Genomic DNA, 14,929 nt, shown 5'->3' on the forward strand with positions numbered 1-14,929 from the left:
GGCTTTTTTAGATTGGTTGTTTGCTTGTAGAAAAAGTAGTAGACTGAAGATAAGAAAATTGAAACGTTTGAAATGATTGTGCCGTAACTATAAGAGATGCAAATGAGAAATGAGGCAAATGAATGAATATGCTTATCGAATATTTACTTGATATGGATCTAGTCAATGACCCCTTTCTTTATTCATTTTACGTAAGTTTGTTCTTATCCGTTGCGTTTAATAGAGTATGGGGATCACTCGTTGATGATGCAGCCAGTTTATTCTCAAAAGATTGGTCCACTAAACAAACAAGTATTCAATTACCTTCTCATATGAACAGAGGAGTGAAGCCAACTGACCATTTTGTTAGCTGGTTTTGCAAAACGATAGGGAGACAAGAAAGTTCGCCAGATGATGAAGACTACCTCAATAATCGATTGCTCACTTTATAATCGACTATTGAGGAGGATTTAATAGAATGAAAGCTTTATGGAAATCAAGCCTGCTATTTATTGTTACAGCATTTGTACTATCCGCGTGTTCAAGTCAAGGTGATGGTGGAGATGGAATTCTCCACAACTTATTCGTTGAACCATTCACGCAAGCCATTGAACTGGCGGCATCTGTTACAGGTGGGAATTACGGGATGGCTATTATTGTTATTACTGTAATGATTCGCCTGGTGCTAATGCCTCTTATGTTGAATATGTATAAAAATCAACAACAAATGAAGGTGAAAATGGCAGGATTGAAGCCTGAAATGGATGATATCCAGGCAAGAATGAAAGAGGCTACTCCTGAAGATAAACAAAAGATTCAACAAGAAATGATGGCTCTATACCAAAAACATGGTGTGAATCCTCTTAACATGGGATGTTTACCTATGCTTTTACAGATGCCAATCTTAATGGGCTTCTACTTTGCCATTCGAAGCTCAGAAACCATTGCCACACATTCTTTCTTATGGTTTAACCTTGGTGAACCCAATATTGCAATGGCTCTTATTGCAGGAGCGTTATACTTCATTCAATACCAGGTGTCATTAATTGGCGTACCAGCATCACAACAAAAACAGATGAAGCTCATTGGGCTTTTATCTCCAGTAATGATTTTTATAATCTCTCTTAACGCCCCAGCTGCGTTACCGGTTTACTGGGCAGTAGGTGGTCTGTTCTTAATTGTCCAAACAATTATTGGGCGCAAATTATACCAAACAGAAGCTGAAACCGCACCACAGCCATCAAATTAATTCGTTCGTAATATAGGAAGCCCAGGGTCAACTACCAGACCCTGGGCTTTTTATGGTACAGGTATGTTCGTTTTTAAATGTGTACGCGTATTGGAGCAGATGTAGAAGATTTGAATCCTAGAAAATGTTTGTCCTCTATTTACAAGGCACTCATAATAGACGACCTGCACTCATAAGATGAAAGACATAAAACGTTAGGCGAGGTACGGCCAGTTTACAGGTAGAAAGAGTATTGTCGCGGTACGGAACGCTATGGGTGCAAGCAGTCATGTGCGGAAAGTGACAAGTTTTTAAATAAGTTTTCAGAATTTTTAATCAAAATGACAACTTCTGCATATGATAGAGTAAACAAAATGGAGGAGGGGTAAGGATGAGTCGTTCGAAAAATTTTGTTATATCTGAAGAGAACTGGTCCCTCCATAGAAAAGGGTATGATGATCAGCAGCGCCACCAAGAAAAAGTTCAGGATGCGCTGAAGAATCAACTCCCGGACCTGATTTCTGAAGAGAACATTGTAATGTCAAATGGGAAAGATGTTGTGAAGATTCCGATTCGGTCGTTGGATGAATATAAGATTCGTTATAACCATGATAAGAATAAACATGTAGGGCAAGGTGAAGGTGACAGCCAAGTCGGAGATGTAATTGCTAGAGATGGATCCCCGCAGCAAGCGCAAGGGAAAGGTGCGAAGCCAGGTGATCAACCTGGTGAGGATTTTTATGAAGCAGAGATTTCCATTGCAGAATTAGAAGAGGCTTTGTTTAATCAATTAGCTTTACCGAATTTGCAGGAAAAAGAGAAAGATAACATTATTACAACGGATATTAATTTTAATGACATTCGGAAAACGGGACTACAAGGAAATATTGATAAGAAACGTACTATGCTAGAAGCGTTTAAGAGGAATGCTATGGGAGGGGATGCAACGTTTAACCCAATCTACCCAGAAGATATCAGGTATAAGACGTGGAATGAAGAAGTGAGGCCAGAATCAAAAGCGGTTGTGTTAGCTATGATGGATACCTCTGGTTCAATGGGCATGTGGGAAAAATATATGGCTCGAAGTTTCTTCTTCTGGATGTCACGTTTCTTGAGAACAAAATATGAAACAGTGGAAATCGAATTTATCGCCCACCACACAGAAGCCAAAGTTGTTCCTGAAGATGACTTTTTTTCAAAAGGAGAGAGTGGGGGGACCATTTGTTCATCTGCATATAAAAAGGCGCTTGATTTAATAGATAAGAAATATAATCCGGAGAGTTATAATATTTATCCATTCCACTTCTCTGATGGAGATAACTTAACCTCTGATAACAAACGGTGCTTACAACTTGTTGAACAGTTAATGGATGTTTCGAGTATGTTTGGATATGGTGAAGTGAATCAGTATAACCGTCACAGTACTCTAATGTCCGCCTATAAGAAGATCGAAGATGAGCGCTTCCGACACTTTGTTTTAAGAAGGAAGGCAGATGTATTTTACGCTATGAAGCATTTCTTTAAAGAAGAAGATGAGGAAGTATTGGTATAAGAAAAACTCGAGTTTCCTTATGAGGGGACTCGAGTTTTTTTGTTCTAAACCTATACGCGGAATGTATAGGAAATTAGTTGTTTGAGGACACTACATACATATAAACATTGTTATAGAGGAGGGATGGCGTGAAAATAAGAAAGTTGTTACGGCCGAGACAATCGGAGAAAAAGAATCAAAATAGTGAAGTTAAAGAGCAGGAGAGCCCTACGAAAGACAGCTTTCGGTCGCTCAAAGACAATATTGACTATATCAGCTCAGAGCTTCACCATTCTCATGATTTAAAAGTTACGCATATGGATGGAAATCGCCAGGCCCTTCTCTATTTCGAGTCGTTAGTTGATCAAGAACAGATTCAAAACAAGATTTTTATTCCACTTTCCAATTATTCCGATCGTACAATTGGTCAGTTGCCGAATCGAAGGGGTACTACTGATTTAAATGATGCCATCTTTGCTTTATTAAGCGGGTGTGCGGTTTTTATACAAGAAGGGAACACTGAGGTTTCTGTCTTTGTCGTGACCATGTCCAATAATAGGAATATGTCAGAACCTGATACAGAGAAAGTGCTCCGAGGATCTCACGAGGGATTAGTAGAAAGTGTAATGATTAATATTAATTTAATTCGAAAAAGAATTCAGCATAGGGATTTAACGGTGAAGTATTTTCGAGTTGGGAAGAAGACGAATACGAACTTAGCTATTATGTATATGGAAGGGCTCGTGAACCCTGAAGTGGTGAAAAAAATTGAGGATCGTATCAAACATATCTCTGCTGATACGATTGTGAGTCCAGGCTATATTGAAGAGCTAGTAGAAGATAATTCGTTCTCGCCGTTTCCCCAGATGCTGAACACCGAGCGGCCTGACAGGGGGGCTGCGAATATTTTAGATGGGCGAGTGATCCTGCTCTCAGAAGGGAGTTCTACATGTCTCATCTTTCCTGTTACGTTTTTTACGTTTTATCAGACACCGGATGATTATAATAGTCGATGGATATCGGGGACTTTTATAAGGTTGATAAGGTTAATGAGCTTTCTTATCGCGATAGGGTTGCCAGCTTTTTATATCGCGGTTGTGGGATTCCATTTTGAGGTTATTCCAGACACATTGGTCATCCCCATAAAAAGTTCCATTAATAATATTGCATATCCACCCATTTTCGAAGCACTAGTGATGGTTGTGATTATTGAACTTATTCGTGAATCCGGAATAAGGCTTCCGAGTCCTGTAGGTCAAACGATAGGAATTGTAGGTGGTTTGGTTATTGGGGATGCTGTTGTAAAAGCAGGTCTTGTCTCAAATTTGATGGTCATCGTCGTTGCGTTAACAGCGATTGCCTCTTTCGTAGTCCCTTCAAATGAATTAAGTACAGCATTGCGATTATTAACTTTCCCGCTAATTTTATTAGCCTCTACCTTTGGATTCCTAGGGATTGTGTTTGGTTTTTTTGGTTTATTAATTCATTTATGTCGTCTTGAATCATTTGGAACAGCGTATTTTGCACCTTTAGCCCCTTTAAGAGTAAAAGATTTGAAGGATACGTTCATACGACTACCGCTTTTTATGATGAACAACAGACCAAAGGATGCTCAACCAGCTAAGAGCAGTACGGGTGATCCGTCAAGGGAGTGGAAGAAGAATGGCCGCAGCTAAAAATGAGATGATCTCTAAAAGACAGTATTTCTTCTTCATTATTCAAACTTTAATTGGAGTAGGCGTTTTAACCCTTCCATTTAATTTACATGAAGCTGCGAAACAAGACGGATGGATCTCCCTTCTGATAGGCGGGGTGTTTATTCAAATTGTACTCTTTGTGATGTGGGGATTGGCGAAACGTTTTCCTGATCAACATCTGTACGAATATATCCCTAAAATAGTCGGAAAAGCAGCGGGAGGCCTATTCAATGCTGTATTGATTCTTTACTCACTAGCCGTTTCAGCCGTTATATTATTATTGTTCGATGAAATGATACGAACCTGGCTTCTCCCAAGGACGCCCTACTGGATTATTAGTCTTATGTTTATCTCACTTGGTGTTTATTTGGTTTCAGGTAATGTAAAAGTGATGGCGAGATTATATGTATTTGTTTCTATATTATTGCCCATCTTAGTTATCCTTTTATTATTCGCTGCAAAAGATGGTCACTGGATTTATCTATTACCAATTGGCATATCTGGATTTCCATCGATATTTGATGGGGTGTATCAATCTTCTTTGTCCTTGCTTGGATATTTAATTGTTCTGCTTCTTTTTCCATATACGAAAGGGACACCAAAGCAAAAGCTAGTAACCATTACGTGCGCTAATGGTTTCGTTGTGAGTTTTTACTTTATAACAGTACTACTTTCTTTCATGTATTTTGGAACCGTAGAGATGAAGTATGTTAGTGAGCCTGTTCTCTATATGCTGAAAGCTGTTGAGTTTCCTATTATATCAAGAATTGACTTATTCTTTATATCCATGTGGATTGTTTCTGTCGCAACCACACTTTGTAGTTATCTACTATTAGCTAGCAAAGGCATGAGCCACGTATTCCCTAAGATTCCTTATGAGAAGGCTGTTCTATTCATTGGGTTTACTCTCTTTTGTATCACCTATTTCATGCCAAAGGATGATGATTGGTTGACCATACTAGATGATTATGTATCCATGGCTGGTATATGGACTGGAGTTGGTGTTCCGATCTTCCTTTGGCTAGTTAGCCTTGTATTTAGAAAGAAAGAACAAGGGGGGACTTCATTATGAGAATAGGCGCTAATGCGCTCATTATGGTTACATGTCTCATACTACTTACTGGTTGTTGGGATCAGCGGCAATTTAAAAATGTGAAACTTGTGTTGGCAGCGGGATTTGATACTGGCAATGAGATGAATATTCGTAATACAGTTGTAATTCCTACGGTGGAGCAAGGGCTAGAAGGACCAGGGCAAGAATTCATTCAAGTGATAACAAGTGAAGCTTCTTCTACAAGGGATGGGAAAATGAATATAGACCATCGTATTTCGCGCTCTTTCGATGCTTCAAAGAATAGGGTCTTTTTGCTAGGGGAAGAATTAGCGCGACAAGATATTCTCCCTATATTAGATGTACTTTACCGAGATCCGAAAAATAATTTGAATGCTAAATTAGCTATGGTTATGGGAACTGCTGAAGAAGCCCTGCGGCTAAGGGTAAATCAAGAGCCTCGAATAAGTGGGTATATTAATGGGGTTTTAGATAGCCAAATGATGAATACAGAAGCACCTGCTGAAAACTTACAGCTTATATGTGCAGAGTTATTTGAAGAAGGAGAAGATTTCGCACTCCCAGCTTTAGAAGTTGATCAGGACGAAGGGCTTATCAATTATATAGGGATGGCCCTGTTTAGTGGACAGAAATATTCAGACGTAACATTAAATACAGATGAATCTCTTCTTCTGTTGTTATTAGATGATAATTTGAAGCGATCAGCAACGATTAATAGAAATGTAACCAATAACGAGCGGGACCCGGTGAAGAGTTATGTATCTATTCAAGTTGGTGGCGTGAAGCGGAAAATAAACCTCCAAGCTGATGATCCAGATGATATTAACGTTACGATTACCATGAAGTTGAAGGCGAAAATTGTAGAGAAAACACTACCTGTAGTTTTGAATAAAAAGGAAGTAGCCAACTTAGAAAAGAAATACTCAGAAATTCTAACAAAGGATATGCAAAGCGTCATTCAACGAACTCAAGAAGCTAACAGTGATTTCTTGGGGATTGGACGAAGGGTTCAAGCCTTTAATCATACTACGTGGGAAAAGATGAACTGGACGGAAACTTACCCAAATATTACCTTTAATATAGATACAAAGGTAGAGCTATCAGGCCATGGTGTAATTTACTAGTTAAAGGCATAAACCTTCTAGGTTTATGCCTTTTCAATTATTTAAATGGAGGCAAGGTCCTCCAAGACAATACGGCGATCTGCTTCGTTTTTAATATCCTCACAAGCTTTAAGAGCTAGCCCCTTATATTCTTCCATCTTATCCGTTTGGCCAGCTAATTTGTACGCTCTTGCCATTGCTTCATACGCAAAAGCTAAATCAAAATCTCCGATCTCTTCTTGCAAACATAAATCTAAACAAACCTTAGCGTGATAGAGGGCAGGTTCCTCGCGCTCGGCAACCGAATATACTCTTGATAGTTGCCAATCGCCTCGAACTTTATTGAGCGAAGTGCCGATCTGTTCCCAGTGATACCTCGAGGCATGAGCAGCATGAATCATCGTTTGCTCTTGTTCTTCTGACCTATCTTCAAGATCAAGTAGTGTCCATACATAATTAAATAGATCTACGGCCATTTTCTTATGGAAATCTTCTAAACTATACAACTGTGCCATATCTTGTTTCATCTTTCTCCTCCTATTGAATGGGTCCTATATCTAAAGATTCGACACAAATTCATATGACCCTTTTTGTTTAATAGGTAGAAGAGATTATTTAGCATGAAGATTTAGAGTCAAATATTACATTTTTATTACAAATCTTTAAAAAATTTCGCACATATTACAATAAATTGTTAATAAAGCATTGACGTTCTACCAATAAATAGTTTACTATAATAAAAAATCAGAAAATTATTAATTCTAATACATTTGTAAATTTTAAATCTGAGGTGTCCTAATGAATAACTCACAATCAAATGTAAATCATGACCCTTTACTTCAGGTGAAGGGCTTAGAGACGGCCTTTAGTATTGAGGGGAAAGATCACAATGCGGTTGACGGTGTTTCTTTTAATGTCGAAAAAGGTAAGATCGTCGGAATCGTTGGAGAGTCCGGTTGCGGTAAGAGTGTAATGTCTTTATCTGTAATGAATTTGTTACCAAAAGGAATCGGTAAAATCCGAAACGGAGAGGTTCTTTTTGAAGGAAGGAATTTAGAAGGTTTAGACGATAAAGAAATGAATAAAATTCGGGGTAAAGATATATCAATGATCTTCCAGGAGCCTATGACTTCCCTAAACCCGGTATTTACGATTGGTTATCAGTTGGAGGAAGTACTGCATAACCATTTTAAACTGTCTAAAAAAGAAGCGCGGGAAAAGGTAGTCCAACTATTAACAGCCGTTGGAATTTCTAGAGCAGATCGAATTGTTGACGAATATCCTCACCAGCTATCTGGTGGGATGAGACAGCGCGTCATGATTGCAATGGCAATAGCCTGTCAGCCGAAGTTACTCATTGCAGATGAGCCTACCACAGCACTTGACGTAACGGTACAAGCTCAAATTCTTGAGCTGCTACAGGATATACAGAAGAAAAATGATATGTCGATTATCTTTATCACTCATGATCTTGGTGTTGTATCTGAGACTTGTGATGAGGTTATTGTCATGTATGCGGGAAGAATTGTAGAGCGTACAGATGTTCAGCGTCTTTTCAATTCACCTAAACACCCATATACAGAATTATTGATGGGAGCAATCCCACGGTTAGAGGAACAGAAAGATATGCTTGCAACAATTGATGGAATTGTGCCTTCGTTAACGAAAATGCCAGAAGTAGGGTGCCGATTTGCGAATCGTTGTCCAAAAGCTATGAAAGAATGCACAACCGTTACACCTAAGTTAGCGAAAAATGAAGAAGGTCATGAAGTAGCTTGCTTACTCTACGAATCAAGTCGACCTGAAGAAGAGGTGTTACGATGAGTATAACCGAATTGAACAAAGCTCAAACCGAAAAGTTGCTTGAAGTGAACGATTTAAAGATGCATTTTCCCGTAAAGGGCGGTTTCTTTAAAAGAACAATAGGAGCTGTAAAAGCAGTAGATGGTGTTACTTTTGATATTAAAAAGGGTGAAACATTAGGTCTTGTAGGAGAATCAGGTTGCGGAAAATCGACTACAGGTCGCTCCATTTTAAGATTACTAGATCCTACGGATGGAGAAGTACTCTTTAATGGCGAGGATATTACGAAATTAACGGGTAAACGGCTCCGTGATATTCGTCAAGACATACAAATGGTATTCCAAGACCCTTACGCATCCTTAAACCCTATGCAAATGGTTGGGGATATCGTAAGTGAACCTATTAAAAACTACCATAAAAACCGCAAAGGTGAAGAATTAAAAGCGGAAGTTATGGATTTATTAACTCGTGTAGGTCTTCCTGAAGATGCTTATTATAAATATGCTCACGAGTTCTCTGGTGGACAGCGTCAGCGTATAGGCATTGCTAGAGCACTGGCTCTTAAACCAAAGCTCATTATAGCGGACGAGCCTGTATCTGCATTAGACGTTTCTGTGCAGTCGCAGGTGTTGAATCTGTTAAATGAGTTACAAGATGAATTTGATTTAACCTATTTATTTATTGCACACGACTTGAGTGTTGTTAAACATATGAGTGATCGAATCGGTGTTATGTATTTAGGAAATATCATGGAAGTTGCTGATAAGGGTTCTATTTATGCAGATCCTTTACATCCTTATACACAGGCACTGATTTCAGCGGTGCCAGATGCCTCTAAAATAGGGCAAAAACGTGAGCGAATTGTCCTTGAGGGGGATGTTCCAAGTCCTGAAAATCCACCATCTGGATGTCCCTTCCATACAAGGTGTCCAAAAGCGATGGATGAATGTTCTAAAACTAAACCTCAATTAAAGGAGGTGAAACCAGGTCAGCACGTCGCATGTCTTCTTTATGAGTAATCATTTAAACAAACTATCAGGGGGGTTCATTTTTTCATGAAGAACAAAAAAAGTTTTTATTGGCTAATGTCTTTAATGTTAATGCTAACGTTATTCTTAGCAGCATGTAACAGTGATGCTAACGGAGATTCAGGTGACGGTGAAGATACCGACACAGAAGATACAACTGAGGACACAGGTTCTGAAGGTGACAGTGGAGAAGATGCAAGTGGAGAGCCACAAGAAGGTGGAACGTTAAATTACGCAATTGATGGTGAACCAGAAGGTATTTTGAACGTTCACTATTATGGTACAGCAACTGACTTTGAAATTGTACAGTTCGCTGTAGATCCATTATTTGAGTATGATGAAAACTTAGCGATTCAACCAAATGTGGCTGATTGGAGCACTGAGGATAACAAAGTATATACCTTTACATTTGAAGAAGGTATCAAATGGCATAATGGTGATGAGCTAACAGTTGAAGACTGGAAGTTCGCACTTGAGACACTAGCAAGCGCTGATTATGAAGGTCCTCGCTATGCAAACGTTGAAACAATCGAAGGTGCAAAAGCTTACCGTGATGGAGAAGCGGACAGCATCTCTGGTATTGAAGTTATTAGTGATTATGAAATTAAGATTACATTCGACAAAGCTCGTGTAAACAACTTACTTAATGTTTGGTCATATCCTATGAACCGTAGCTATTGGGAAGGTGTAGAAGTAGCTGACATGCTAGACAGTGAAAAAACACGTCAAAGCATGATGGGTACTGGACCATTTAAACTTACTAAAGTTGTACCTGGTGAATCATACCAGTTTGAAGCAAATGAAGACTATTGGAAAGGCGCTCCTAAGCTAGACGAAGTTATCGTTAAAGTAATTGATAACAAAGCAGTCATTGGTGCTCTTGAAAATGGCGATGTGGACATGGTTCCTGTTCACCCTACACTAGGTGAACAAGTAGAAAATATGGAAAATGTTGATCTTGTAACATACCCAGGTCTTGCATACTACTATGTTGGATTCAAATTTGGTAAGTTCGACAACGAGAAGAAAGAAGTTGTTGAGCAAAATGACAAATACGCAAACTTAAAGCTTCGTAAAGCAATGTACCATGCAATTGATCGTGATCAGTGGATTGATGCATTCTTTAGTGGTTATGGTTCTAAAGTAAATGCGCCAGTACCAACAGCTCACTGGATTGCAGCTGACCAAGACGAATTAAATGACTACCCATATGACCCTGAAAAAGCGAAGAGCCTTCTTGATGAAGCAGGTTATAAAGATGTAAACGATGACGGTTTCCGTGAAGATCCAAATGGTGAAGAGTTTGTAGTTAATTTCTCTCACTATTCTTCTACAAACCCTACTTTCGAGTCTCGTGCTAAAGCTTTAACTCAGTATTGGGAAGAGGTAGGACTGAAATCTGAACTAGAAATGATCGAATCAAGCCTTTACTATGACAAGCTTGAAAAAGATGCTGAAGGAATCGAAGTTTACTTCGGTGGTTGGGGAACAGGTTCTGACCCAGACCCATCAGCACTTTGGAAATCTGACCAACTGTGGAACTATACTCGTTGGGTGAACGAAGAAAGCGATCAGCTTCTAGATGATGCAGTAGATATTGATGTAGTTGGTACAGAACAAGAAAAACGTAAAGAAGTATATGGCGAATGGCAACAACTTCTTAACGAGCAGCTACCAATGCTTTACATCGCTGAACTTCAAGAAATTTATGGTGTAAACAAACGAGTAGGCGGAGTAGAATTTGATGTATCAGGTTCTAACAGCCCTCACGAATGGTACATCCAGAACTAAGATCATCTTGTAAGTTTTATTAGATAAGGGGAATGTCCATGTTAAAGTACACACTTCGTAGATTATTAGGCATGATTCCGATGTTACTCCTTATCTCCATTGTAGTGTTCTTCCTGGCATTAGCAATGCCAGGAGATCCCTTCTCTGGAGAGATAGATCCGAATAATACTGATCCAGAGTATATTGAAGACATGCGTGAGAAATTGGGTTACAATGATCCGATTCACGTACAGTATTATGATTGGATTACTGGGTTTGTTCAAGGAGATTTTGGTAAGTCTGTTAAGTACAAAATCCCTGTAAGTGATTTAGTTGCTCAACGTTTGCCAAACACTTTATTCTTGGGAATAATGTCTTTAGTCATCACATATTGCTTTGCCTTTGCTATGGGAATGACAGCCGGGAGAAAGCCTTACACTAAATTGGATCACTTTATCGGTGGATTTAACTATATGATGTTGGCTATTCCTAGTTATATCGCAGGTGTTTTTGCGATTTACTTCTTCTCATTCCAATTAGGTTGGTTTCCGTTTAACGGTTCCGTTAACATAGCCGTTGATGAAGGTACACTAGACTGGTGGTTAAGTAAGGTCTATCATACGTTCTTACCTGCACTAGTATTAGGGGCTATGGGAACGGCGAGTTACACACAGTTCTTGCGTAACGATATTATTGATAACAGTAATAAAGACTTTGTACGAACAGCTCGTGCAAAAGGTACGCCAGAATCAAGAATTTATAACCACCATATTTTAAGAAACTCTGTTATTCCTTTGATTACATTTTTAGGTTTTGATTTAGTATCTTTAGTTAATGGTGCGTTGATTACAGAAACAATTTTTACTTATCCAGGTTTAGGACAATTATTCCTAACGTCAGTTCAAGCTTCTGACTACCCTACACTTATGACGTTAACACTGATGTTCTCGTTTATTGTTTTAGTCGGTAACTTAATAGCTGACATTCTTTACGGAATCGTTGACCCAAGGATCAGAATTGATTAGGAGGTGTGGCTATGGAAGTTGTTCCTAACAAAGACCCACAACTAAAAACAACAAAGCCACCCAAGAGTATGTCCCCTTGGGCAATGGCCCGTCGAAAGTTTATGAAAAACAAATTAGCGATGATTAGCTTAGTTTATTTAATCATTCTAGCCATTCTATCTTTCTTAGCACCATACATAACTACCGTGGATATTTCACGAGTTAATATTGGGCAGATGAAACTTCCTCCTTCCTCCGAGCACTGGTTTGGAACAGATACAAGTGGAAGAGACGTTTTCGTTCGTTTGTTATACGGAGGCCGTGTTTCATTATTTGTAGGAATTAGCTGTACGATGATTATCTTGTTCCTAGGAGTCATTGTAGGAGCGATTGCTGGTTTCTTCGGTGGAATTGTGGATAGCATGTTGATGCGTTTCACAGACTTTGTTCTGAACTTCCCATTTTTAGTATTCGTTATCGTTCTTAACGCGATCCTATTCGGTAAAGTTGGCGGTGTCGGTGTACTAATAGGGGTTATTAGTCTTCTCGGTTGGGGCGGGGTTGCTCGTCTTGTCCGCAGTAAGATCTTATCTGAAAAAGAAAATGAATATGTACTGGCTGCTACTTCAATCGGAGGCCGACCAAATAAAGTTATAATGAAGCATTTGCTACCAAATGTTCTGACAACAGTTATTGTTCAAGCGACAATATTGTTTGCGAATATGATTGTAGCAGAATCGGCTTTAAGTTATCTCGGCTTTGGTGTTCCACAAGAAGTGCCAAGTTGGGGGAACATGTTAAGTGCCTCTCAACAACCTGAAGTTCTTCAGGATATGCCATGGATATGGGTTCCACCAGCAATCATTCTGGTGTTTACCATTCTGGCAATTAACTTTATTGGAGAAGGAGTTAAAGACGCCTTTAATCCAAAATCATTTCGCTAATAAAAAATCTACCAAAGGTCCTTTGGTAGATTTTTATATGCATCGATTAAATGATTCATACCAAGAGACAAACCGGCTTAAGCTAAGCGCTTAAGCCGGTTTGTCTTGTTTATGGGTTTGTAGACCATAATCCTGCTGATTTAATAAATACGCGTTTGTTTAATTTCAATTGAGAAACAACGAATTCTGCCATATCTTCAGGTTGTAGAACTTTCTCAGGGTTGCCATCAGTAAGGTTATTATCTACTGCTAGGTCTGTTGCTACTGTACTTGGTGTGAGGGCACTTACACGAATGTTGTGTTTACGCACTTCTTGGGCAAGTGATTCCGTTAATCCCATTAGTCCAAATTTTGAAGCGCTGTAGGCGCTTGTAATAGGTGCGCCTTTTTGGCCGGCTGTGGAAGAGATGTTAATGATATCTCCTGAAGCTTGATCTATCATCTCTGGCAATACGGCACGTGTTACATAGTATGCTCCCATTAAATTGACATCAATGATTTGTTTCCAATCTTCCATATCTAATTCTAAGAATTTACCAAACTTTGCAATGCCAGCATTGTTAATGAGGATGTCGATATGGCCTAATTCTTCTTTAATAGAAGAAACAGCTTCAAATACCTCATCACTCTTTGAAACATCTGCTGTAGCAAAAGATGTTTTAACTCCCTCATCAGCGGCTGTTTGAACCGTCTCTTGAAGAGGTCCTTCTGTACGGGCAATTAACCCTACATTAACGCCTTCTTTAGCTAGAGCTAATGCTATGGCTCTTCCAATGCCACGGCCTGCCCCTGTGATTAATGCATTCTTTCCTTTTAACGTTTCTGGCATGAATCTTCAACTCCTTCGATATGTAACGCATATCTATTCTATCTAAGACTTAGGGTATGGCAAAGGGATTTGCACTTACCTCCTTCTATATTCTGCCGCTTTAATGTTCTGTTATAAGGTAATCATTTTCCATACACGTAGCTGAGGCACTCCAATGAAAGATCTTCTTTATCTTATTGGAGCTAGGAGTTGGTTTAGGACCAATCGACGTCTTGCAGAGATTTTTTAATTCTTGAAATTAGTGAGTATTTTTCCTTATTTTAGCCACACTACACATGATTACAAAAATAAGGAGCGATAGAAAATGAAGAAGATACTATTTTCCCTTCTATTTGCAGTTTTACTTGTTGCCATGATTGTGCCTAATTCTAGCCATGCACAGAGTACGGATACATATACCGTAAAGAGTGGCGATACCCTTTGGAAGATCTCAAAACGTTATCAGATCGGATTGAATGAAATTATTAGTGCCAATCCACAGTTCAGTAATCCTGACTTAATCTATCCTGGTGATCGAGTAACGATCCCGCTAAAAGGGGACATTAAATCAGTCGAGCAAGAAGTCATTCGTCTTACAAACCAAGAACGGGCTAAGCAAGGCTTGCCTGCATTAAAGAGTGATTGGCAATTATCACGTGTAGCGCGTTACAAATCGCGTGATATGAGAGACCAGGGTTATTTTGCACATAATTCTCCAACTTATGGCTCACCGTTTGAAATGATGAAGTCGTTTAATATCTCGTATCGGAAAGCAGCAGAAAATATTGCAGCAGGGCAACGCACTCCACAAGAAGTTGTTCAAGCTTGGATGGATAGTCCTGGTCACAGAAAGAATATCCTTGATAAAGACTTAACGTATATTGGTGTAGGATATGCTGAGGGCGGTAGTTATGGCTACTACTGGACTCAACAATTTATTACAAAATGATGAAAAAGTCAGC

14 protein-coding genes are annotated in these 14,929 nt (G+C 39.1%); 12 read left to right on the forward strand and 2 right to left on the reverse strand.

Going from position 1 to position 14,929, the window contains the following annotated elements; all coding sequences use genetic code 11:
* Window positions 1-122 precede the first annotated feature (122 nt).
* From ACYX4O_RS03460 to ACYX4O_RS03485, 6 genes are all read left to right on the forward strand, one after another.
* Window positions 123-431 carry a hypothetical protein gene (locus tag ACYX4O_RS03460; RefSeq protein ID WP_476354600.1) on the forward strand — a complete coding sequence of 103 codons (309 nt, stop codon included), beginning with the start codon at window positions 123-125 and terminating at the stop codon, window positions 429-431.
* A 26-nt stretch (window positions 432-457) separates the two neighbouring features.
* Window positions 458-1,228 carry a membrane protein insertase YidC gene (gene yidC, locus ACYX4O_RS03465; protein ID WP_476354601.1) on the forward strand — a complete coding sequence of 257 codons (771 nt, stop codon included), beginning with the start codon at window positions 458-460 and terminating at the stop codon, window positions 1,226-1,228.
* Between the two features lie 370 nt (window positions 1,229-1,598).
* The gene (gene yhbH / locus ACYX4O_RS03470; protein WP_476354603.1) at window positions 1,599-2,759 is read left to right on the forward strand and encodes a sporulation protein YhbH; all 1,161 of its coding nucleotides are present in this window, start codon (window positions 1,599-1,601) and stop codon (window positions 2,757-2,759) included.
* A 134-nt stretch (window positions 2,760-2,893) separates the two neighbouring features.
* Complete coding sequence (locus ACYX4O_RS03475) at window positions 2,894-4,414, forward strand: spore germination protein (RefSeq protein WP_476357001.1); 1,521 nt, start codon at window positions 2,894-2,896, stop codon at window positions 4,412-4,414.
* Window positions 4,401-5,507: a GerAB/ArcD/ProY family transporter gene (locus ACYX4O_RS03480; RefSeq protein WP_476354605.1), complete on the forward strand. Its 1,107-nt coding sequence runs from the start codon at window positions 4,401-4,403 to the stop codon at window positions 5,505-5,507. Before ACYX4O_RS03475 ends, ACYX4O_RS03480 begins: the two co-directional genes overlap by 14 nt.
* On the forward strand, window positions 5,504-6,631 hold the full coding sequence (locus tag ACYX4O_RS03485) for a Ger(x)C family spore germination protein (protein ID WP_476354607.1): 1,128 nt from the start codon (window positions 5,504-5,506) through the stop codon (window positions 6,629-6,631). Before ACYX4O_RS03480 ends, ACYX4O_RS03485 begins: the two co-directional genes overlap by 4 nt.
* A 41-nt stretch (window positions 6,632-6,672) precedes the next feature.
* On the opposite strand, the gene ACYX4O_RS03490 is transcribed toward ACYX4O_RS03485, so the two are convergent.
* A complete protein-coding gene (locus ACYX4O_RS03490; RefSeq protein WP_476354609.1) occupies window positions 6,673-7,137 on the reverse strand; it encodes a hypothetical protein in 465 nt (154 codons plus the stop codon).
* Between the two features lie 271 nt (window positions 7,138-7,408).
* Here ACYX4O_RS03490 and ACYX4O_RS03495 point away from each other — a divergent pair, with 271 nt between their 5' ends.
* The 5 genes from ACYX4O_RS03495 to opp4C are packed head-to-tail and all read left to right on the forward strand — an operon-like array spanning window position 7,409 to window position 13,159.
* Window positions 7,409-8,434 (forward strand): ABC transporter ATP-binding protein, encoded by a 1,026-nt coding sequence (locus ACYX4O_RS03495; RefSeq protein WP_476354611.1) that lies wholly within the window; start codon window positions 7,409-7,411, stop codon window positions 8,432-8,434.
* Window positions 8,431-9,432, forward strand: a complete 1,002-nt coding sequence (locus ACYX4O_RS03500; RefSeq protein WP_476354612.1) for an ABC transporter ATP-binding protein — start codon at window positions 8,431-8,433, stop codon at window positions 9,430-9,432. The genes ACYX4O_RS03495 and ACYX4O_RS03500 overlap by 4 nt, the downstream gene beginning before the upstream one ends.
* Before the next feature lie 36 nt (window positions 9,433-9,468).
* Complete coding sequence (gene opp4A / locus ACYX4O_RS03505; protein WP_476354614.1) at window positions 9,469-11,232, forward strand: oligopeptide ABC transporter substrate-binding protein; 1,764 nt, start codon at window positions 9,469-9,471, stop codon at window positions 11,230-11,232.
* Between the two features lie 38 nt (window positions 11,233-11,270).
* On the forward strand, window positions 11,271-12,236 hold the full coding sequence (opp4B, locus tag ACYX4O_RS03510; protein ID WP_476354616.1) for an oligopeptide ABC transporter permease: 966 nt from the start codon (window positions 11,271-11,273) through the stop codon (window positions 12,234-12,236).
* 11 nt (window positions 12,237-12,247) lie between these two features.
* Window positions 12,248-13,159 (forward strand): oligopeptide ABC transporter permease, encoded by a 912-nt coding sequence (gene opp4C / locus ACYX4O_RS03515; RefSeq protein ID WP_188654241.1) that lies wholly within the window; start codon window positions 12,248-12,250, stop codon window positions 13,157-13,159.
* A 109-nt stretch (window positions 13,160-13,268) separates the two neighbouring features.
* On the opposite strand, the gene ACYX4O_RS03520 is transcribed toward opp4C, so the two are convergent.
* A complete protein-coding gene (locus tag ACYX4O_RS03520) occupies window positions 13,269-13,988 on the reverse strand; it encodes a 3-ketoacyl-ACP reductase (protein ID WP_476354618.1) in 720 nt (239 codons plus the stop codon).
* Between the two features lie 304 nt (window positions 13,989-14,292).
* Between ACYX4O_RS03520 and safA the strand changes: the two genes are divergently transcribed.
* A complete protein-coding gene (gene safA, locus ACYX4O_RS03525; protein WP_476354620.1) occupies window positions 14,293-14,916 on the forward strand; it encodes a SafA/ExsA family spore coat assembly protein in 624 nt (207 codons plus the stop codon).
* Window positions 14,917-14,929 lie beyond the last annotated feature (13 nt).

The sequence above is a fragment of the Pontibacillus sp. ABV4_188 genome (assembly GCF_056311905.1).